We start from the raw sequence: 20,125 nt of genomic DNA, 5'->3' as shown, positions 1-20,125 counted from the left end.
CAAAGGAGTGACTCGCAATGTACCTTAACGTTACGCAGAAAAGCCGGGATCTCTTCCGCGATTACCCGGTCGGTCGTTCGGGCGCCGCGGCGCAAGAAGCCCGCGCCAACCCGATTTTTTCCTGGCACGCCACGGCCATCACGGTGCAGCGCCAGCGCTTCGTATTAGTCAGTCACGATGCCAGTGCCCTGTGCGTGGTCCTCAACGCCGCGGATTGTGCGCAGCCCCGATTAGCTGACTTGTTCTGGCAGCAACTCGCCGAACAATGGCCCCAGTATGGCCTGGCACCCGCCGACCTGACCACTTACCAGCAGGCCGCCGGGGACTGGCAGATTAACCAACCCCTCGATCACCAACGGGTCCGGCGGCTGAACGAACAGGGGCTTTACGTCGACTTTCTCTGGCAGCAAGCCATCACGTCGCCGCTGGAGATGGCCTTGCTGGTGGCCCAAACGCCGCCATTGGGTCGGCAACAACCGGTACACCAGGTGGCAACGGTAGCGCGCGACTTAGCGCCCGCTCGGTTTCGGTGGCACCCGTAACCTGGCGATACTGAGGCACGGTCAGCCTAACTTGGCTTAACGGCACCGTGCTATAATAGAACTACCCTTGGCAGGAGTGGCGCAATTGGCCACTGACGGACGGTCGTGATGACCGTCTTTTTTTATCTAATCTTTCGTGCGAGTCCTGGTGGTCACCGTTAGGGTCTGTCTTAAAACTCAATCACCGATTTAAATGATCATCCATTACCCTTTACTGAAAAGAATCCAGTTTATTTATTGTTATAACTCGTATAAGCTGGAGGGCCAGTCAGAAATGGGCTCAGGGGTGAAATTTGTGTTGGCCGGTGTCCTTTGCCGGCTCGAAACTCAGACACAGGTCGGTCTTCAAGACCTGGGCTATGGGCTTGAAGCCGTGCCCACCCCGTTCCAGCCCGTTGCTGACCGGGTTAAACCGGAGGCGCTGAATACTCCAAATTAGTCTTTTAAGACAGACCCTAGTTCCGTCAAAAATAATTTATTTTTTTCGGCGGCCGGGGGGATCGCGCCATATGGTGACACCCTAAAATCGTAAACTAGACGCATAACGGTGGTACGGGGCTCGTCAAGTGACGGACCGTTCCGCTAAAACGTGATTTTACGGAGGGACAACATGAATAGCCAAGAACGCATTGTTAATTTACTCTTTCGATTATTAGACGGCGAGCACCTCAACTTTCGTGGGGAGGCCCACGACTACGGTTGTTCCGAACGGACGTTGACCCGTGATCAGGCCGTGCTGGCCGATGCACTGGCGCACGAGACGGACTTTCAACTGGCCTACGATTCAACGGCTCGGCAACACTATCTGGATCGTGACGACCAGCTGTTACCCGCAGAGGTTCTGGCGTTGATTCAGCTCGCCCTGGGGACCCGCGTCCTGAGTCACCGGGAACTGCGCCGGGTCACCCGGCACCTGTTAGGAACGGTATCACAAGACGCACAAAAGACGTTGAAGAAGGCGCTCACCGGGGACCTGGCGGCGTACACCCCCGTAGGCCCGGGGCAAGAAATCTTACCGGCGTTAGCGAAGTTTAGCGACTACATCGCGGCGCGCCAAACCATCCGGTTCACCTACCAGAGCCAGGCGGCAGAAAGCCAACCCGAGTCGCGGGTGGGGAGGCCCCTCAGCCTGTACTTTTCGGAAACCTATTTCTACGTGGTGATGGCCCTCGACCAGACGACCCAACAGGTCTTGCGTCTCGACCGTTTTATCAGTACCCGGCTAGCGGGGCACCAGTTTCAGGCTCCATTCAGGGTGCCAGTAGCGGAGCTAACCGTTAACCGGCAAGGCGGAACGACGCCACTGCATTACCGGGTCCGGTACTGGGGACACCCACAAAATGCGCTGGATAAGCTGCCTTCGGCGACCGTGACTCAACGCCACGATGATGGCAGTGTCACCATCGAAGGGGACCGCTTCTCCCGGGAAGCACGGCGGTGGCTCCTGGGGCAGGGCAACCTGGTTCAGGTTTTAGCCCCCCAGACGCTGGTTGCCGACGTCAAGGCCACCCTCCAAAAGACGTTAACCTTTTACGCTTAAACGCGGTCCGTTCACCGGCCTTCTGGTCAGGTGGACGGATTTTTAGCGTTGTGAGTAAACTAATTCCGCCGTTTCCCCTGCACGTTAGGGGGGAAGTAGACTAAAATAGCAGGTGAAGACGTTGACCTACTCAGCAAATGCCGGCCGTTAACTTGGCCGGTCCGGTAAGCCTTAGGCCGACGTGTCGCCGTTGCATCATCAGGGTTAGGAGGAATGAATGATGGCTGAACAAGCAGAACAAGTGGCCAATTTGCCAACGCAGATGCGTGCCTGGCAGGTAACCACCCCGGGGCCCATCGACGGGCCGCAGTCGCCACTGGAATTAGTTACTAAGCCGGTTCCCCAACCGGGACCGGGAGATACGTTGGTCCGGATCTTGGCCTGTGGCGTGTGCCACACCGACCTGCACGTGAGCGAGGGGGATTTACCCGTCCATCACGCGCACGTCACGCCGGGTCACGAAATCATCGGAGAAGTGGTGGGTAACGGGCCACAAGCCGACCGCTTCCGGTTGGGTGAACGAATCGGGGTTCCGTGGTTGCGATGGACCTGTGGGGTCTGCCGGTACTGTCGGTCGGGCCGGGAGAACCTGTGTCCGCACTCGCAATACACCGGTTGGGATCACGATGGGGGCTACGCTCAGTACGTGACGGTGCCCGAGGGGTTTGCCTACCGGATTCCGGCGCGGCTGGATTCCGTCACGGCGGCGCCGCTTCTGTGTGCCGGCATCATCGGCTACCGCGCCTTCGAGCGGGCCAACGTGCCGGCCGGCGGGTCGCTGGGCCTGTATGGTTTTGGCGGGTCGGCCCACATCACCGCGCAGATTGCGATCGCTCAGGGAATCGCGGTTCACGTGTTTACCCGGGGCAAGGACGCCCAAAAGTTTGGCTTACAGCTGGGGGCCGTATCGGCGCAGGGCGCGTACGATCCGTCGCCGGTTAAGCTGGACTCGGCCATCATGTTTGCGCCGGTGGGCGACATGGTGCCTAACGAATTGGCGAACCTCGCCAAGGGCGGCACCCTGGCGTTAGCGGGGATTCATTTAAGCGATATTCCGGCGTTAAGCTACCAAGACCACATTTTCCACGAAAAGAATCTAACCAGCGTGGAGAGTAACACCCGCCGCGACGGCGAGGAATTCTTGACGTTGGCCGATCGGTTGAACATCCAACCGGCCACCACCCCCTACGCCTTCGAACAAGCCGACCAGGCGTTGCGCTTCGTCAAGCGCGGGGATATTCAGGGTGCTTGCGTCCTGAAAATTGGTGAAGATTAGCTAACCGTATCAATCAGCACGCAAAAACACCGCCACGATAACCGTGACGGTGTTTTTGATGTCTTGAGGGGCAACAAGGTTAATGGTTCCGCTTGCGCTTGAGACCCAGTCCCAAGGTGGCGAGCAACAGGGTCAGGCCGGCCACTAGCGGATTAACGCTGGCGTGCTCGTCGGTCTGCGGTAATTCGGTCGTTGGCGGCGTGACGGTCCGGTCGGCGATTGGCTGGGATGTGGTGGCCAATGGTGCGGGTGTCGCCTGACCGGTCGTTGGCCGGGCCACCGTTGCGGCCTGTTGGCCAGTTGCCGGTTGGGCGGTTGCGGGTTGCGCCCCCGTCGTTGGGTGGGTCGGCTTAGTTGGCTCAGTCGGCTTAGTCGGTGTTGGCGCTACCTGGTCGCCCTGACCGTTGGCATCGGGCGTGGTGACTGGTTCGAAGACGAAGGTGACGGTCTGTGGTTCAGTCGCGTAGGTCCCGGTCTGGGTGGCAGCGCCGGTGACCCGGTACCCGGCTAACGTGTCGGCGTTAGCGGTGAAGGTGTCGCCGACCTTCCCGGTGAGCAGGTGTTGGCTCAACACGTTGCCGTTAGCGTCGACGTTCTTGACGATGACCGTGCCGTTAGTCGTTGGCGTATCGATGTCGCCACCACCACCCGTTGTGATCTTAGTGAAGGTAAAGGTGATGGTTTGCGGAGCCGTGGTATAGGTCCCGGTCTGAGTAGCGGGTCCGGTGACTTGGTATCCGGCCAGCGTCGTGTCGGCGTTGGCGGTAAAGGTGTCGCCCACGTTACCGGTCAAGGTTGACTGGCTCAGCACGTTACCAGCGGTATCGACATTCTTGATGGTGACGGTTCCTTGAGCAACGGCGTAGACGAAGGTCACCGTTTGTGGGTCCTCGGTGTAAGTCCCGGTGGCGGTGGGGTCACTGGTCAACGTGTAGCCGTCAAGCTGGTCGGCGTTGACGGTGAAGGCGGCGCCCACGTTGCCGGTTAACGACTTTTGACTGAGGACGTGACCGTTGGTGTCGACGTTTTTCACGGTGACGGTTCCCTTAGTGTTGGTGTAATTAAAGGTGATGGTTTGCGGAGCTTCGGTATAGGTCCCCGTCACCGTCGCGTCACCGACTAGCGTATAACCGTAGTGGTGGCCCGCTTCAGCGGTGAAGGCGTCGTCGATGGTCCCGGTCATGGTCCGCTGGTCTAGCACGGTACCGTCGGGAGCCAGTTCCTTGACGGTGACGGTCCCTAACGTGGAGGCGTAAACGAAGGTGATGGTTTGTGGCGTGTCCGTGAAGACCTTATTAACGGTCTGCGTCGTACTGATCAGCTTGTAGTTGGCCAGGTCGTCGGCGGTGACGGTGATCCGATCACCTACCTTGCCGTTTAAGACCTGTTGACCCAAGACGTTTCCGGCTTGATCAACGTTCTTGACGGTGATGGTGCTGGCGGCGCCTTCTTCGATCTTAGAGGTGATAAAGGCGGAGAAGTTATAGTGGGAAGCTTCGCCGGCGTATGCCGCTACCCGGAAGACGTAGTAGCCACCAGGAAGCGCCTGCAGAGGCGTCAGCTTGTATTCTCCGGTGCTGCTGAGAGTAAACCTGAACCAGGAACGGACATCGGTCTGTTGATCAGCCCAAGCGGCCCAGTCCGCGTAATCCTTCAGGTTCTCGGGAGCGGTTGGACTGTAAACCATACTGGTGGGGTGGAGGTTCCCAAACTTCAGCGTCCCAATCTTAACGGCCAGGTTTTCGCCCGTGACGGTGTCCTGTACGCTGGTGACGTGGGCATCGGTGAACGGATCAAAGCCGGCTTGAGCCTGACTCTGCGTGTAGTCCGGCGTGGTCAAGGCTTGGTTCCAACCCTCGTACTGGAAGTAAGTACCGTCTTGAGGGTGGTAAAGGCCTGAAGTAAAGTGGTTCTGCGCGTAGGCCCAGTAGCTGAGGTTGCCGGCGTTGGGCAGGTTCCCCGTGAAGTTGTTATTGGCGATATCGAGACTGGTTAATCCGGGGGCGGTAGCGAAGTCCGGCAGGGTCCCACTCAATTGATTGTGGTTCAGCGTCAGCCGGTAAAGGTTAGGCAATTGGGCGAAGTCTGGCAGGGTCCCCGTGAGTTGATTGTGCGTTAGCGTGACCATCCACAGGTCCGGATAGTTCACCAAGCCATTCAGGTCGCCGGTTAAGCCGACGTTATCCAGGGATAAGAAGTGGAGCTTGGTGTTCTGGCCGAGGTACGTCGTTAGAAAATCCGTCAGCGAGGTGTTCCAGTCGAGATTAGCCGCGGACGTGTTATTAATCCGAAAAGTGGTGAGGTTGGGTGCAAAGTCAAAGTTGATCATGCCACTTAAAGGCAAGTCAATGTCGGTCACGTCGAAGCCGGTCAACCCAGTGAAGCGTTCCAACCCCTGGAGACTCTTGAGTCCGGGCTGGGACTGATAGTTCCCGTTAGAGAGCAGGAACTGATCGTTGACGAATTGATACAGGTTCTCGTCGGTCACGAACGTCCCCTGGGGAACGCCGTTGACCAAAACGGTGTGGTTGCCCGTCAACGTGTCTTCAATCCACTGACGCATCACCGGATCGGGCATCCAGTTGACCGCGTTATTCGGATCGGTCGTGGGATCAACGGCGTCAGTCAGCGCGGCGACCTGTGGACTGGCCATCATCCGGGAAGCCCGAGCGGCAGGTTGTGGTGCCGGGGTCTCAACGGGTTCAGTGGACTCAGTGGGTTCAGTGGTCGTAGTCGTCGTTGGAGTCGCCGCCGGTTGAGTCTCGGGATCCGTTACGGGATCTGGTGATGAGGTTACCGGTGCCTGGTCAGGTGTGGCGGCTGGGGTTGTCGTTGTGGTTGGTGTCGATGTCGTGGGTTGGGTGCTTGGTTGTGATGCCGGTTCATCCTGCTTGACCGGTTCGGTTTCCGTTGAAGTGGCATCACCGGTCGTTGTTTGAGTTGGGGTGTCCGGCGTCGTTGCTGGCGTCGGTGTCACGTCGTCGGTCGTCTGGCTGGTGTTCTTTAGCGTTGCGGTGGCGGCGGGCTGAGCGTTAGCGGTCGGGTCTACCTGAGCGGTAGCGGCGTCCGTGTCGCTCGAGGTGTCCGTAGACGTGTCAGCCTGGGCGTTAGCGGGGCTACTGAGCAGCCCTAAGCCCAACGTGGTGACGGTGAGGCAAGCGTAAAGCCAGTGCTTACCCGCCTTATAGCTCTTGTAGTGTTCCTTGGTTTCGTTTAATGTGTTCTTCATGATTGAAATCCCCCTCAAGATATCAATGCTCAGTGTGGCGTGGAAGAGTCGCGTGCAGCTTTCCAGTAAACGAATTTAAGTAAGGTAACCAACAACAATTAATTAAATATATCAATACAACCATATCTATAATTACCACATAATTAGTTAAGTGGACAATTTAGATTTCACCTCCATTGTAGCCAGCATCTGGCAGAATATCAAGGGGGATTACGACTTATAATTGATAAAGTTTAGACTAATAATGGTTAGGACCGGTTTTCAGAAATTTAATTAACAACTCTAATGATTGAAAACAAACCATACCGGGATTTAACGGAAGACTACTTGATAAAGTTAACAACCAAAGCAACTAATTGGTCTAGCACTTAAATTAGCGTTCTAGCACGCTAAATCCGCCACTTAGAGCGGTCATGATTATTCTGACAAAAAATTTAGACGTGCCGTTAAAGGTTTAACGAATGAACGTGTAGTTTAAACGGACGCATGATTTAGGGAAAGTCAAGACTGTTGCGGGGCAGGCGCCTGCAGTAAAATAGGACCACGATTGAGAGACCAAAGGGGACGGACGAATGCCACGATTAACAAAATTACTCGTGGGGGGATTTCTGGGACTCAGCTTGTTCAGTGGCTTAACGGCTTGCCAGCGGACCCCAGCCGCCCCAACACCGAGTAAAAAGGCCGCAGTGACTCAGCCGGTGCGGCCATTGACGGTCGCCGAGGTTCAGCGGGATCACCGGTTACGCGATGTGAGTCTGATTTATTACGCCGTCAAGCATACGGGCGTTCAGCGGTGGCAGGAAGTGTCCGATTTTAAGCTGGGTTGGCAGGTCGAAACCGAGACCGTTCACGGTACCAAGCGTTATTCGGTTTGGCCGGACGCCCACATTCAGGAAAGCCAAAAGAAACTAGAACCCAATTGGTTTACGTTGAAGGGGCAACGGGTGACCTACGAAAGTTTTGTGGTGCACTCTGACGGTGACTACACGGTGGCCCACACCACGCTTCCGCGGGTGGTGCGGCAGATTAACCGGGATCACGCTGCTCGCCGGGTGCGGCACATGACCATCAATTTAACGACTTTAGAGAAGTAACCCTCGGCGCGTTGGACGCTTAGAAAGTTACCCGGACGCAATCGGGAAAAACGCTGGTATTGCCGGACCAACTAGCCTATCATTTAACTTAACCATGAGTAAGTGAGGGGGAACCGCTGATGATCGACAACCTGGATCAACGCCTAATTGGGCGCCAATTTGTGCTGAGTCAGGCGGACGTGACCGTGGGGGCCACGTTTTACGGGATCTTTTATCGATTACACGCAGCAGAACCGCTGCACGTTGGCGATACGGTGAAAGTGGTGCAAGCGGACCAGCACGGCCTGACGGTTCAGGTCGTATTGGCCCAACGAGGAGGAGAGTAATATGTGGGGAATTGTGACACTAGTGATTATTGTGTTGCTGGTTGCATTAGTGTTGGTCAACATGGTTAAGATCATCACGCAGCCGGACCGGGGCGTGGTCATCACGTTAGGGAAATATAACAAGACGCTGACGCCCGGGTTTCACTTGATTGCGCCGTTTATTTCACACGTGATTCGGGTCAGTACGGCCCAAACGCCCGTGGACTTGGACGAACAAATCGTGATTACCAAGGATAACGCGGAAATTTCCGTGAAGATTTCGCTGAAATACCACGTGACCAACATCGAGGACTTTGTGTTCAAGAACGAAGACTCGGTGCGCAGTATGACCCAGGATACCCGGGCATCGCTGCGGGGAATCATCGGGAATAAGGAACTTAACGAGGTTTTGAACGGGACCGAAGAAATCAACCAGGCCCTGTTCTCGGGGTTGTCCGACGTGACGGCCGGGTACGGCTTAAACGTTGACCGGGTCAACATCGATTCGGTTAACCCCTCTAAGGACATTCAAGAATCGATGAACAAATTGCTGAAGGCTACCCGGGAACGGGACGCGGCGATTGCCACGGCCGAAGGTAAGAGTAAGTCGATCACGCTGGAAAACGAGGCCAATAATAAGGCCTTACTGGCCACCAACACCGCGCAAAATACGGCGTTGGTTAATTCGGCGACGGCCAAGGCCACGGCAATCCACACGGAAGCCGACGCCCAGGCCTACCGGGTCACCCAGCTGGATGCGGCGTTGAAGGTGTCTTCTCAGAACTACTTCATCTCGCAAAACATCGCGGCCTTCAAGGAACTGGCGAAGAGCGACGCCAACACCGTGATCATGCCCAACAGTACGATCGACAGTCTGGGCACCATTCCGGCGATTGCGAAGGCGGTCCACGGTGCGATGCCGAAGTCTGATTAGGTAGACTTAAAAATGACCACCGTCTGAGCATGGATCTTGCCGGGATGGTGGTTATTTTGACGGGGTGCGATGACGGATTGAATTGGAACTTGGAGGAGATTTAAAGGATGGCAGAAGACTTAAAACTGGGAAAATATCAGTTGCCAACGTGGGATGCGTTGGTTTTACCGACGCTACAAGCGATGGCGGGAAGACAAGAATGGTCAGGCAAACAGCTTAAAGAAAAAGTTGTCGATAGCTTGAATTTGTCACCGGAGCAACAAGAACGGAGATACCCAGACCGCGATGTCAGAATTATCTTGGATCGTGCCGGTTGGGCACTGAGCAAAATGACTTTAGCGGGAATTCTGTTACGCGTTAGCCGGGGCCACTATCGGATGGCCGAATTGGGGAAGCAGTTACTCATCAACAACCAACCATTAAGCCAGAATGACATTCATAATCTGCCTAAGTTCAAACAGCACCAAGCAGAGTTAAACGAACGCAAACGGCGTGATTTGGATGGTAGTAAGGACTATGAATCGGTGAGTCCGGATGGGGAAGAAGACCTTAGCAGAGTCATTAAGGCTTATAATAACGAGGTGGAAACCGATCTACTGGAACGCATTCGCCACGCCGATCCCAGTTTTTTTGAGAACTTAGTGGTCAGACTACTTGCGGCAATGGGCTATAAGGGACCGAATGGGTCAGCGATAGTGACGCAACCAAGTCATGATGATGGGATTGATGGCATTATTAATCAAGACGCGTTGGGAACGCGGAAGGTTTATGTGCAGGCTAAACGATACAATGAAGATCATCGAGTTCAACGACCTGAAATAGACTCGTTCAGCGGTGTTTTGAAACGTAAGCATGCCGATAGCGGGGTATTTATGACGACTTCCAAGTTTTCCGAGGGGGCCGTTGCTGCGGCTAAGAATGCTGCCATTATTACGGTTGATGGTATCTCACTCACCCACCTCATGCTTCAATATCATGTTGGGGTGCAGGTTAAAAAACGCTATGAACTGTTTGAAATTGACGAAGATTTTTTCAATGAAGATTAAGGCTAACAACTGGCTAATGAAAACGAACTGGCTACTTTGGGATTTTTCTCTAAATATTTTAATTATGTGGGAGATGACTTCCGCCATTAATCGGTTAATCATGCAGAGTCCACGTTAAAATTGGGCTGGATTAAATTAATCCGGTTAGTGTAATCCCTTGGTAGCTAACGTTTATTGGCAGCTTCGGTTAATTAATTTTCAAAAAAGGGTTGACGTTTGAAAATGATCGGGCCTATAATACTGTCAATCGCAAATATTAAAAAGTAATGAGAAGATGAGTAGAGGTGGCACCGTTCCCCAGAGAAGTTGCGGGTGGCTGCGAGCAACGTTCGGTAATCCCTCGAAGATGGTCTTTGAACTAAGTGCTTGACGAGCCGGTGGGTGAGTCAAGACTGGGAGCGCCCATTAACGCGCGAAGGCATTGCGTGCAATGCCGTTTGAGGTTTCGGCGTCAGTCGGAACAAAGTAAGGTGGTACCGCGAGATAATCGTCCTTGGAAGTAATTTCCAAGGACGTTTTTTAATTGAATGGTAGATTGTAAAATTAATCCGAACGCTGTTCGGACAAAAAAGATCAGCTTCCTTTAAAATGGTGTTTACCACAAACCCATCTTTTAGGAGCTGATCTTTTGTCTAGTATAACCTATTCCGAACGAATTAAAATCGAAACCTTTTGTGAACTAGGGCTGTCCAATATCCAAATGGGCGTTCGGCTGAACCGATCACCGTCAACAATTTCTTATGAATTATCTCGATGTCAACCTTATCAGGCTGAATTAGCACAAACAGATGCCGAATACAAGCGATCACGATGTGGTCGGAAAACTAAGCTGAGCGATGAGTTAAAGCAAAAAATTCTCAACCATTTACGTCTAAGCTGGTCACCAGGAATGATTGCTCACGAATTTAAACTAGCTACTAAATCTATTTATAATTGGCTAAATCAGGGGAGAATTGATTTCTCCTTGAATGATCTACCTGAACATGGCGTACGCCAACGGCGTAACGTTGACCAACGATCCAAATATAATCAATCTTTGGGGCGATCAATTGAACAGCGTCCCATGATGATTAATCAACGTAATCGCATCGGCGATTTTGAACTAGATACAGTCGTTGGTCCTCGTGGGCATAGTAAGGCAGTTTTATTAACTTTAATCGATCGAAAATCACGGTTCCTTTGGGCATACCGGTTAAAAGATCGAACGACAGCGAGTGTTAATGAAGCACTGACTAAGTTCCTAACAACTTTTAATGGACCGGTGCACAGTTTTACTGTGGACCGTGGTACTGAGTTTAGTGGGCTAGTATCATTTGAATCACAATATGGTATTAAGACCTATTACTGTCATGCTTATACGCCAGCTGAACGTGGTAGTAATGAACGCTTTAATCGGAATTTACGTTATTTTTATCCTAAGGGGACTCGTTTTGAGCACATTAGTGCTCAAGATTTAACGACGACGTTACTCCAAATTAACCAGCGACCGCTTAAAATACTCGACTGGCAAACACCGTATCAGGTTATGCTGACCAATTTGTCCAAAAATTCGGATTAAATTTGCAATCTACCGAATAGCTAATATTGACGAGAAGAGTAGTGGCGCGAGTGCTTGACAGCGACCCCCGGATGATGAGAAGGGGGACCCACCAACACCATGAAGATGAGCTCGGGTAGATGCCCAACCGTGCAAGCGGTTGGGCCGGTAGGAACCGTTATTTTCCCTGATATTTTACGATATCGATGAGGCGTCAATTTACGACGTGAATAAAGGGTGGCACAGCGCTGGACAAGCGCCCCTTGAGAGACTTAGTCGGCTCTCAAGGGGCGCTTTTTGACGTTTAGGAGGACACGTCAAGACCCGTTGGGAGCAAGAGAATTGAAGTTACCTTATGGGAGGTTACAGGATATGGAACAAACAGCACATACGATTGATACGGGCAATTCCTTAAAGGTAAGCCTGAGCACCAAGGACTTAGTGATTTACGGCATTACGTTTATGATTCCGGTGGCACCGTTAGCCTTTTACGGGTCGTTTTTAACTCCCGCCAACGGGATGGTGGCCCTGGCCTACTTTATCGGGATGGTAGCAATGTTATTCACCGGTTTTAGCTACGCGACCATGGCGGCGCGCTACCCGTATTCCGGGTCCGTTTATACTTACGTGCAACAAGGAACCAACGCCGGTTTAGGATTTCTCGGCGGGTGGGGCATCACGTTGGACTACTTCTTGATTCCCACGATTACCTACCTGATGAGTGAGTCCTTCGGTAATTCGTTACTCCCGGGCGTGCCAGGCTGGGTGTGGATCATCGCACTAGTGCTGATTAACACCGGGGTCAACATCTTGGGGGTCAACATTGTGACCAAGATCAGTTGGGTACTCTTCGCCTTACAAGGCATCGTCTTGCTGGCCTTCATCGTGGGCACCGTGCGGTTGTTGATTCTCGGGCAAATCCAGTTCCAGACCATTTCGTTCTACAATCCCGCCCACTTCAACATTCAAGGGGTCTTGCAGGCAACCGGGATCGTGATTGTCAGTTACTTAGGGTTCGACGCCATTAGTACGTTATCCGAGGAAGCCAAGGATCCGCACCATTCCGTGGGCCGGGCCATCATTTTATCGATCATTTCCATCGGGTTACTCTTCGTGGTCATTACCGTTCTGGCTGGCTTCGTGGCACCCGATTACCAAAACTTGGATCCGAACACCGCCTTTCTAGGAATCCTACAGCGGGTCGGCGGACCTTGGTTAGTCAAGTTGGCGGACGTCTCCATCATCCTGTCCTTTGGCTTTGCGAGTGGCCAAGAAGGGCAAACCGCGATTTCACGGATCCTGTACGCCATGGGTCGGGACGGCATCTTGCCGAAACCATTGGCTAAGCTTAGCCCGAAGTACCACACGCCGGTCGTAGCCGTGGTGCTAGTCGGGGTGTTTTCCCTGATTCTTTCCCTCAGCCTGTCCATCAACACGGTCTCTAACCTGGTCAGCTTCGGGGCCTTGTTCGGCTTTATCCTGTTGAACCTGGCCGTTATCTGGAAGTTCTTCATCCAAAATCCCGAAAAGGGTGGGTTGAACGTGATTAAGTACGTGGTCTCACCACTCATTGGGTTTGGGGTCAGCCTATGGATTTTCTTGAGCCTGGATATTAACTCCAAGATTGTGGGCATCGTTTGGATCGCAATTGGCCTGGGCATCCTGGCTTACCGGACCAAGTTCTTCACCCAAAAGACGCCGAGCTTAGACTTCTCAAACAAGGATTAATCGCAGCTTGGCGGCGCCGCTAGAAAAGTCGGGGTTCGGAATTCCAATCTTATTAAATTAAATGCAGCAGCTAAACCTTAAAGGAGGACATTATTATGCCAGAAAAAAATGAAACCATTGCCCAAGTCGTAACGACCTTAAAGAACTTCAAGTGGGTGGACTTAACCCACACCTTTGGCCCCGATAGTCCCCGCTTCCCAGCGTTTGCGAAGCCGGAATATAAGACGATCTTTACCCACGCGGACGGGTTCTTCGTGAAGCAGTATACCTTCCCCGGCCAGTTCGGGACCCACATCGATCCGCCCATCCACTTCGATGCGCACCAGGATCAGTACGTCGAAGACCTGGCGCTCAAGGATCTAGTCTTGCCACTGGTCGTCATCGATAAGTCCAAGGACGTTACCAAGTCCGCCGATTCGTCCCTTTCCGTGGCCGACATTCAGGCCTGGGAGAAGAAGCACGGGAAGATTCCGGCCGGGTCCTTCGTGGCCTTGCGGACGGATTGGAGTAAGCGGTGGCCTAGCCAGGAGAAGTTTGAAAATGCCGATGCGAACGGCCAGAACCATTATCCTGGGTGGGACCTCGACGCGCTGAAATTCATCTACGAACAACGGCACGTCACGGCGAACGGCCACGAGACCTTCGACACGGATACCGCGACGAAGCAGACCAACGGGTTGGTGGGGGAATATTACGTGCTGTCGCACGGCCACTACCAGGTGGAACTGCTCGATAACCTCGACGAAGTCCCGGCTACCGGGGCGTTCATCTTTATCTCCGTTCCTAAGGCCGAAAAGGCACCGGGCTTCCCAGTACGCGCGTTTGCTGTGGTGCCGGACTAGCTTAGGGGGCGGATGATATGACCAGCGATAGTCCAACGAAATTTCCCACGCACTATGACGTGGTCGGGAGCCTCCTACGGCCGCAAGAACTCAAGCAGGCGTTAACCCAGTACGCGCAACACACCCTCAATGCCGTTCAACTTAAGCACATTCAGCGGGTCCAAACGCAACAAGTGGTGGCCCAAGAAGTCGCCCTCGGCTTAAAGGCGGTGACGGACGGTGAATTTAACCGGCAGTGGTGGCACCTGGATTTTTGGCGGCACCTCACGGGAATCAGTCAAGAATTCAAGGAATCCGTGTCGTTTGCGGGTGGGGGCAACAAATTACACACGGCCCAATTGGTGGACCGGGTGGCCTACAATCCCGCGCACCCGTTCTTCGATGACTTTGCCTATACCCAGTCGTTAGTTCCGGCGGGAGTGCTGGTAAAACAGACGATTCCGAGCCCCACGCTGCTCTTTGGGGCGAATTGGCAAGACGTCTATGCAGATTGGGATGCGTATCTCAGCGACCTGGCCACGGCATATCACCGCACCATCCAACACTTCTATGATTTGGGGTGTCGGTACCTCCAACTAGATGATACGAACTGGGCGTACCTGTTGAGTCAGTTGAACGCAACGGCCGCTGATCCGCAGGCACAAGCCCGGTATCGGCAGCAGGCCCAAGATGCGGTTCACTTGATCAATACCGTTTTGGCGGACTTACCCGCCGATTTGATCACCACTACCCACATTTGTCGGGGGAACTTCAAGTCGACGTACGTCTTCTCCGGGAGTTACGATGTCGTGGCGCCTTACCTGGCCCAGCTGAAGTACGACGGGCTGTTCCTAGAATACGACAGTGCGCGGGCGGGGAACTTCGATCCCTTGGAACAGATCTGGAATCACGATCCCCACAAACGGTTGATCCTCGGGCTCGTGACGTCCAAGTCCGGCCAGTTGGAGTCACAAGACCAACTGATTCAACGCTTGCAGGTCGCGGCGCAACACGTGCCGCTAGCCAACCTGGGACTGTCAACGCAATGTGGTTTTGCGTCGTCGACGGTGGGAAACCTGTTAACGCCTGCCGAAGAATGGGCTAAGCTCCGGCGGATTATTCAGACCGCTCAGGTGGTTTGGCCGGAAGCCTAACTAAGCGTCATGGGAGTCTGGGACAAAAGTCTCAGACTCCTTTTCGTCTCCGAATACCTGGTGTCGAAACGTGCGCCAAAAGGCAGCTGGTCTACCCGTAACGGGGGGCAATGCTAGCGGTTGAAAATTAAATTAAACGTCGACGAAATAGTTTTGGTAAAACGGTTGATTTATGGGATGACGTGCGACATACTGAGGTTAGTTGGTCCATTAAACTAGGAACGGGAAGTTGTTCTCGTGTGTAAGCCTAGAAATGACTTAATTTAACCGCACGGTCGTTAGGATGCCAGAGCAGCCCCAACTAACTGCGCGTACGTCCGCCGTGACGAGAACACTAATATGGAGGGAACCACATGGTTCAACATAGCATGAATCGTAATCAACTACACGACCAAAACTTAAAATTGGTCTTACAACAAGTTTTTAACAATCATCCCACTTCCCGCATCGAGATATCCCATCAATTACACCTGAATAAGTCGACCGTTTCTTCCTTATACAATACGCTCATGTCGCAGGAGTTCCTGCGTGAGTTGGGATACGGGAGTGCTTCGACGTCGGGGGGGCGTAAACCCACCATGGTGGCCATCAACCAGGACTACGGCTACACGCTGACCTTTGATCTGGGGTACCGGCACCTGCACGCGTTAGCCACTACGTTGAACGGGAAGGTCTGGAAGTATGACCGGATCGAAACCCAAGGGCAGTCAATTCACGAGATGATCGACCAAATCAACCATTACATCACTCAGGTGCAGGAAGAAGACCAATCCGCTAACGGGCTGCTGGGCATCTGCTTTTCCATCCACGGGATTGTCAACGACAATAAGGTTAAGACGTCGCCCTTCATTGATATGGACGGGGTCGACTTGGTGGATCTGTTCACCATCTCTTACGACGTTCCGGTGGTGCTGGAAAACGAAGCCAACCTATCGGCCATCTACGAACGGGACTTCAACGGTGCCCGGGCCTTAAACAGCGCGGTGACCATCAGTATTCACCGGGGGATCGGGGCCGGGGTTATCTTGCACCGTGAACTTTTCCGCGGAGAACACGGGGATGCCGGTGAAATCGGACAAACCGTGACCAACCTGGAGATTGACGGTCAGGGTCAGGCAACGCCGGTGTGGGCCGAAGATATCAGTTCCGAGGACGCCATCATTCGGCAGGTGGAACAACACAAGAACCTGCAGAACCTGGACCGCGAAGACCTGGTCACGTTGTACCGGCAACACGATGCGGACCTGACGGCGATCCTCAAACGCTTTACGACTGCCATCAGCAGTCTGCTCTACAACACCATGCGGACGCTGGATCCCGACGCGTTCTTCCTGAACTCACCACTGATCGAAGAGATTCCGGAATTACTGGAACAGATTCGGGCGGGGTATCGGCGCTTGGCCCGGGAGGACTTCCCCATCAACTTGACCACTAACGCCCGGTTGGCTACGGTTTTGGGCGGGTGCTCATTGATTACACACCAGGTGTTGGGCCTAGAAGGGTACACCCTGCAGTTCGAGCGGATTCCCGATAATTTAGCGTAAACTAGTCAGTCGGAGATCCCCAGAAGCAATAAACGAAAACGGCAAGGAAATTCTCACTTTTTGCGAGAACTTTCTTGCCGTTTTTTGTCGTTACTTAGCGAGCGCGTCCCTTACAGCCAGCCAGGCGGGCGGCTAACTGACTAGGACAACCAATTGGGAGTGATGAGAATTTTTTTAGAAAACGCTTGCAATTATCATTTTGGCTTGTATAATAGTATTTGTAAGTTGGTTGTCGCAACGAACTAACTAGGAGGGTTTTATTAATTATGGCAGAAGAATATTGGAAAGGCGTCGACAAGATTCAATACGTCGGCCACAAAGATAAAAAATCAGGCTTAGGCTTTCAATACTACAATCCGGACGAAGTAATTGGTGGTAAGAAGATGCGCGATTGGTTGCGGTTCTCCGTTGCCTACTGGCACACTTTCGACCAACGCTTAGTTGACCCATTCGGTGATGGGACCGCTCAACGTCCTTACGACAAGTACACCGACCCAATGGACCTGGCTTTAGCCAAGGTAGACGCAGCATTCGAATTTTACGACAAATTAGGTGTTGACTACCTTTGCTTCCACGACCGTGACTTAGCGCCAGAAGGGGACACGTTGCGTGAAACCAACAAGAACCTGGACAAAGTCGTTGACAAGATTGTGGACTACCAAAAGACCACTGGCATGAAGGTTCTGTGGAACACGTCGAACATGTTCACCAACCCTCGTTTCGTTGAAGGGGCCGCAACCTCACCATACGCTGACATTTTCGCTTACAGTGCCGCACAATTAAAGCACAGTTTGGAAATTGGGAAGCGCGTTGGCGCCGAAAACTATGTCTTCTGGGGTGGCCGTGAAGGTTACGAATCACTCTGGAACACTAACATGAAGGAAGAACAAGAACACGCCGCAAAGATCTTCCACATGGCCAAGGACTACGCTAACGAAATTGGCTTCGACGCACAAATGCTGCTCGAACCAAAGCCAAAGGAACCAACGACTCACCAATACGACTTCGACTCTGCCACCACGATTGCCTTCATGAAGGAATACGGGTTGGACAAGGACTTCAAGTTGAACTTGGAAGGTAACCACGCTAACTTAGCTGGTCACACTTACCAACACGAAATCCGGGTTGCCCGGGAAGCTGGCTTATTAGGTTCCCTGGATGCCAACCAAGGTGACAAGTTAATCGGCTGGGATATTGATGAATACCCATCTAACTTGTACGAAACTACGGCAGCCATGACCGAAGTCGTTGAAAACGGCTCGATTGGCCCTCGCGGTGGGTTGAACTTCGATGCTAAGCCTCGTCGTTCCTCCTTCGAAGCTAACGACTTATTCTACGGTCACATCGTCGGCATGGACAGCTTCGCCGCTGGGTTGCGGGTAGCGATCGCCATGAAGGAAGACGGCTTCTTAGACAACTTGGTTAAGAACCGTTACAGTTCTTACGAATCCGGGATCGGTGCTGACATCGAAAGCGGCAAGGCGGACTTGAAGTCCCTGGAAGCTTACGCGATCGACAAGCCACAATCTGAATTGTTGGCCGCAACGCACTCCGATCACTTGGAACAAGTGAAGGACACGATCAACCACTACATCATCGAAACGTTAAGCAAGTAATCTGACGGTTACCTGTGACGCGATATAACAGTCAAAAATGGTGGACGGACGGGAAGTCCGTCCGCCATTTTTACTCAGAACGGGTATCCTAAAAGCAGTACCACGTTTGTGGATAGTCAACTACCGATTGGAGGAACCATTAATGGGAAAGTATGTACTTGGTGTGGACCTGGGGACCAGTGCCGTCAAGGTCTCGGCCCTCGACCACAGCGGGCAGATTGTGGCCCAAGAAAGCTTCGACTACGACCTGATCCAGCAGCAACCCGGGTATAACGAACAGAACCCCGAAGACTGGGTTTCCGGGACGACCGTGGCCATCGTGCGCTTGATCTTAACGGATCACCTGGCCGCCGAAGACATCGAAGGCCTGAGCTTTTCGGGTCAAATGCACGGCTTGGTCCTATTAGACGAGAATAAGAAGGTCTTGCGGCCCGCCATTCTCTGGAACGATACGCGGACCACGGCGCAGCGCGAAGAGATCATGGCCAAGATGGGCGACGAGTTCATCGACATCACCCGCAACCAACCCCTGGAAGGCTTTACGCTGACCAAGTTGTTGTGGGTTAAGGAAAATGAACCCGATATCTGGGCCAAAGCGAAGTACTTCGTCTTACCGAAGGATTACGTGCGTTACCGGATGACCGGTAACCTAGCAATGGATTATTCCGATGCGACCGGGACGGTGCTCTTGGACGTTGCCAAAGGGCAATGGAGTCAGCGCATCTGTGACGTGTTCGACATTCCTATGAGCATGTGTCCACCGTTAATTAAGTCGATCGACTTAGCCGGGACGGTGACGCCGGCCTACGCCGAATTCTCCGGGTTGACCCCGGCCACCAAGGTCTTTGGTGGGGCCGCCGATAACGCGGCCGGTGCCGTGGGGGCGGGGATTCTGCACCCCAACATGGTCATGTCTAGTATCGGGACGTCCGGCGTAGTCTTGAAGTACGAAGACAACGCGGACGTGAACTACCACGGCGTGCTCCAATTTGAGGACCACGCGATTCCCGATAAGTTCTACTCGATGGGGGTCACGCTGGCCGCAGGGTATTCGCTGAGCTGGTTTAAGAAGACGTTTGCGCCAGCCGAAGACTTTAACGACGTGGTGGCTAGTGCGGGCAAATCGACCGTCGGGGCCAACGGCTTACTCTACACCCCGTACATCGTGGGTGAACGGGCGCCGTACGCCGACGCCAACATTCGCGGGAGCTTTACCGGGATCGATGGCATTCACCAACGTTACGACTTCGTGCGGGCCGTCTTGGAAGGCATCATCTTCTCGTTTAGAGACCTCTTCGACATCTACGAAGACAACGGGGGCGACTTCGATACGGTCGTGTCCATCGGGGGCGGGGCTAAGAGTCCACTTTGGCTCCAGATCCAGGCCGACATCTTTAACCGGAAGGTCGTCAGCTTGAAGAACGAACAGGGACCCGGTATGGGGGCCGCCATGATGGCTGCCAACGGCTTGGGCTGGTTCGATTCCCTGCAAGACTGTGCTGAGACCTTCGTGCACTTTGGCAAGGAATATCAACCGATTCCGGCTAACGTGGCGAAGTACCAGAAGCTGCACCAGATTTACAAACAGGTTTACGGGCAGACCAAGCAGATCAGTGAAGACCTGCTGGACTACCGACGGGAAAACCTGAACTAATTTAAGCTAATTCGGAAAATGGTGCGGGTGCAGACCCGGACCATTTTTTGAGCATCACGGGGAACCGGTTTGGCGAAATAACGAACTATACAATCGTAAGTAATC

The 20,125-nt window shown here is 53.3% G+C and carries 15 protein-coding genes; 14 read left to right on the top strand and 1 reads right to left on the bottom strand.

What is annotated here, in order from left to right:
• Positions 1-17: 17 nt before the first annotated feature.
• The 3 genes from RI501_RS11820 (at position 18) to RI501_RS11810 (ending at position 3,358) form a co-directional block, all read left to right on the top strand.
• The gene (locus RI501_RS11820) at positions 18-542 is read left to right on the top strand and encodes a DUF6933 domain-containing protein (protein ID WP_313822838.1); all 525 of its coding nucleotides are present in this window, start codon (positions 18-20) and stop codon (positions 540-542) included.
• Positions 543-1,152: 610 nt separating this feature from the next.
• Positions 1,153-2,082, top strand: coding sequence for a helix-turn-helix transcriptional regulator (locus tag RI501_RS11815; protein ID WP_313822836.1), 930 nt, complete (start codon positions 1,153-1,155; stop codon positions 2,080-2,082).
• A gap of 220 nt (positions 2,083-2,302) precedes the next feature.
• Complete coding sequence (locus RI501_RS11810) at positions 2,303-3,358, top strand: zinc-dependent alcohol dehydrogenase family protein (protein ID WP_313822834.1); 1,056 nt, start codon at positions 2,303-2,305, stop codon at positions 3,356-3,358.
• A gap of 79 nt (positions 3,359-3,437) precedes the next feature.
• Here the strand turns inward: RI501_RS11810 and RI501_RS11805 are convergent, their stop codons facing one another.
• A complete protein-coding gene (locus tag RI501_RS11805; RefSeq protein ID WP_313822833.1) occupies positions 3,438-6,587 on the bottom strand; it encodes a MucBP domain-containing protein in 3,150 nt (1,049 codons plus the stop codon).
• Between the two features lie 572 nt (positions 6,588-7,159).
• Here RI501_RS11805 and RI501_RS11800 point away from each other — a divergent pair.
• From RI501_RS11800 to xylB, 11 genes are all read left to right on the top strand, one after another.
• Positions 7,160-7,681, top strand: coding sequence for a hypothetical protein (locus RI501_RS11800; RefSeq protein ID WP_313822832.1), 522 nt, complete (start codon positions 7,160-7,162; stop codon positions 7,679-7,681).
• Between the two features lie 119 nt (positions 7,682-7,800).
• A complete protein-coding gene (locus RI501_RS11795; protein ID WP_313822830.1) occupies positions 7,801-8,007 on the top strand; it encodes a hypothetical protein in 207 nt (68 codons plus the stop codon).
• Position 8,008: 1 nt separating this feature from the next.
• Positions 8,009-8,920: an SPFH domain-containing protein gene (locus tag RI501_RS11790; RefSeq protein ID WP_313822828.1), complete on the top strand. Its 912-nt coding sequence runs from the start codon at positions 8,009-8,011 to the stop codon at positions 8,918-8,920.
• A 107-nt stretch (positions 8,921-9,027) separates the two neighbouring features.
• Complete coding sequence (locus RI501_RS11785; protein ID WP_313822826.1) at positions 9,028-9,966, top strand: restriction endonuclease; 939 nt, start codon at positions 9,028-9,030, stop codon at positions 9,964-9,966.
• Between the two features lie 628 nt (positions 9,967-10,594).
• Positions 10,595-11,524 carry an IS30-like element ISLpl1 family transposase gene (locus tag RI501_RS11780; RefSeq protein WP_313819825.1) on the top strand — a complete coding sequence of 310 codons (930 nt, stop codon included), beginning with the start codon at positions 10,595-10,597 and terminating at the stop codon, positions 11,522-11,524.
• 351 nt (positions 11,525-11,875) lie between these two features.
• The gene (locus RI501_RS11775) at positions 11,876-13,231 is read left to right on the top strand and encodes an APC family permease (protein ID WP_313822824.1); all 1,356 of its coding nucleotides are present in this window, start codon (positions 11,876-11,878) and stop codon (positions 13,229-13,231) included.
• A 95-nt stretch (positions 13,232-13,326) separates the two neighbouring features.
• The gene (locus RI501_RS11770) at positions 13,327-14,073 is read left to right on the top strand and encodes a cyclase family protein (protein ID WP_313822822.1); all 747 of its coding nucleotides are present in this window, start codon (positions 13,327-13,329) and stop codon (positions 14,071-14,073) included.
• Between the two features lie 17 nt (positions 14,074-14,090).
• Positions 14,091-15,206, top strand: a complete 1,116-nt coding sequence (locus RI501_RS11765; RefSeq protein ID WP_313822820.1) for a 5-methyltetrahydropteroyltriglutamate--homocysteine S-methyltransferase — start codon at positions 14,091-14,093, stop codon at positions 15,204-15,206.
• 353 nt (positions 15,207-15,559) lie between these two features.
• Entirely contained in the window at positions 15,560-16,750 is a 1,191-nt protein-coding gene (locus RI501_RS11760) for an ROK family protein (protein ID WP_313822818.1), read from the top strand.
• A gap of 266 nt (positions 16,751-17,016) precedes the next feature.
• The gene (gene xylA / locus RI501_RS11755; RefSeq protein WP_313822816.1) at positions 17,017-18,366 is read left to right on the top strand and encodes a xylose isomerase; all 1,350 of its coding nucleotides are present in this window, start codon (positions 17,017-17,019) and stop codon (positions 18,364-18,366) included.
• Positions 18,367-18,508: 142 nt separating this feature from the next.
• Entirely contained in the window at positions 18,509-20,020 is a 1,512-nt protein-coding gene (gene xylB / locus RI501_RS11750) for a xylulokinase (RefSeq protein ID WP_313822814.1), read from the top strand.
• Positions 20,021-20,125: the final 105 nt, after the last annotated feature.

This window comes from Levilactobacillus zymae (assembly GCF_032190635.1).
Taxonomy (GTDB): Bacteria; Bacillota; Bacilli; order Lactobacillales; family Lactobacillaceae; genus Levilactobacillus; species Levilactobacillus zymae_A.
The sequence above is the reverse complement of the archived record's forward strand: the minus strand, read 5'-3'. Positions and strand labels throughout refer to the sequence as shown.

Coding starts and splice junctions, on each gene's coding strand:
- xylA (WP_313822816.1), top strand. CDS start 17,017: ATGGCAGAAGAATATTGGAAAGGCGTCGACAAGATTCAATACGTCGGC.
- RI501_RS11805 (WP_313822833.1), bottom strand. CDS start 6,587: ATGAAGAACACATTAAACGAAACCAAGGAACACTACAAGAGCTATAAG.
- RI501_RS11775 (WP_313822824.1), top strand. CDS start 11,876: ATGGAACAAACAGCACATACGATTGATACGGGCAATTCCTTAAAGGTA.
- RI501_RS11795 (WP_313822830.1), top strand. CDS start 7,801: ATGATCGACAACCTGGATCAACGCCTAATTGGGCGCCAATTTGTGCTG.
- RI501_RS11790 (WP_313822828.1), top strand. CDS start 8,009: ATGTGGGGAATTGTGACACTAGTGATTATTGTGTTGCTGGTTGCATTA.
- RI501_RS11760 (WP_313822818.1), top strand. CDS start 15,560: ATGGTTCAACATAGCATGAATCGTAATCAACTACACGACCAAAACTTA.
- xylB (WP_313822814.1), top strand. CDS start 18,509: ATGGGAAAGTATGTACTTGGTGTGGACCTGGGGACCAGTGCCGTCAAG.
- RI501_RS11810 (WP_313822834.1), top strand. CDS start 2,303: ATGGCTGAACAAGCAGAACAAGTGGCCAATTTGCCAACGCAGATGCGT.
- RI501_RS11815 (WP_313822836.1), top strand. CDS start 1,153: ATGAATAGCCAAGAACGCATTGTTAATTTACTCTTTCGATTATTAGAC.
- RI501_RS11820 (WP_313822838.1), top strand. CDS start 18: ATGTACCTTAACGTTACGCAGAAAAGCCGGGATCTCTTCCGCGATTAC.
- RI501_RS11800 (WP_313822832.1), top strand. CDS start 7,160: ATGCCACGATTAACAAAATTACTCGTGGGGGGATTTCTGGGACTCAGC.
- RI501_RS11765 (WP_313822820.1), top strand. CDS start 14,091: ATGACCAGCGATAGTCCAACGAAATTTCCCACGCACTATGACGTGGTC.
- RI501_RS11785 (WP_313822826.1), top strand. CDS start 9,028: ATGGCAGAAGACTTAAAACTGGGAAAATATCAGTTGCCAACGTGGGAT.
- RI501_RS11770 (WP_313822822.1), top strand. CDS start 13,327: ATGCCAGAAAAAAATGAAACCATTGCCCAAGTCGTAACGACCTTAAAG.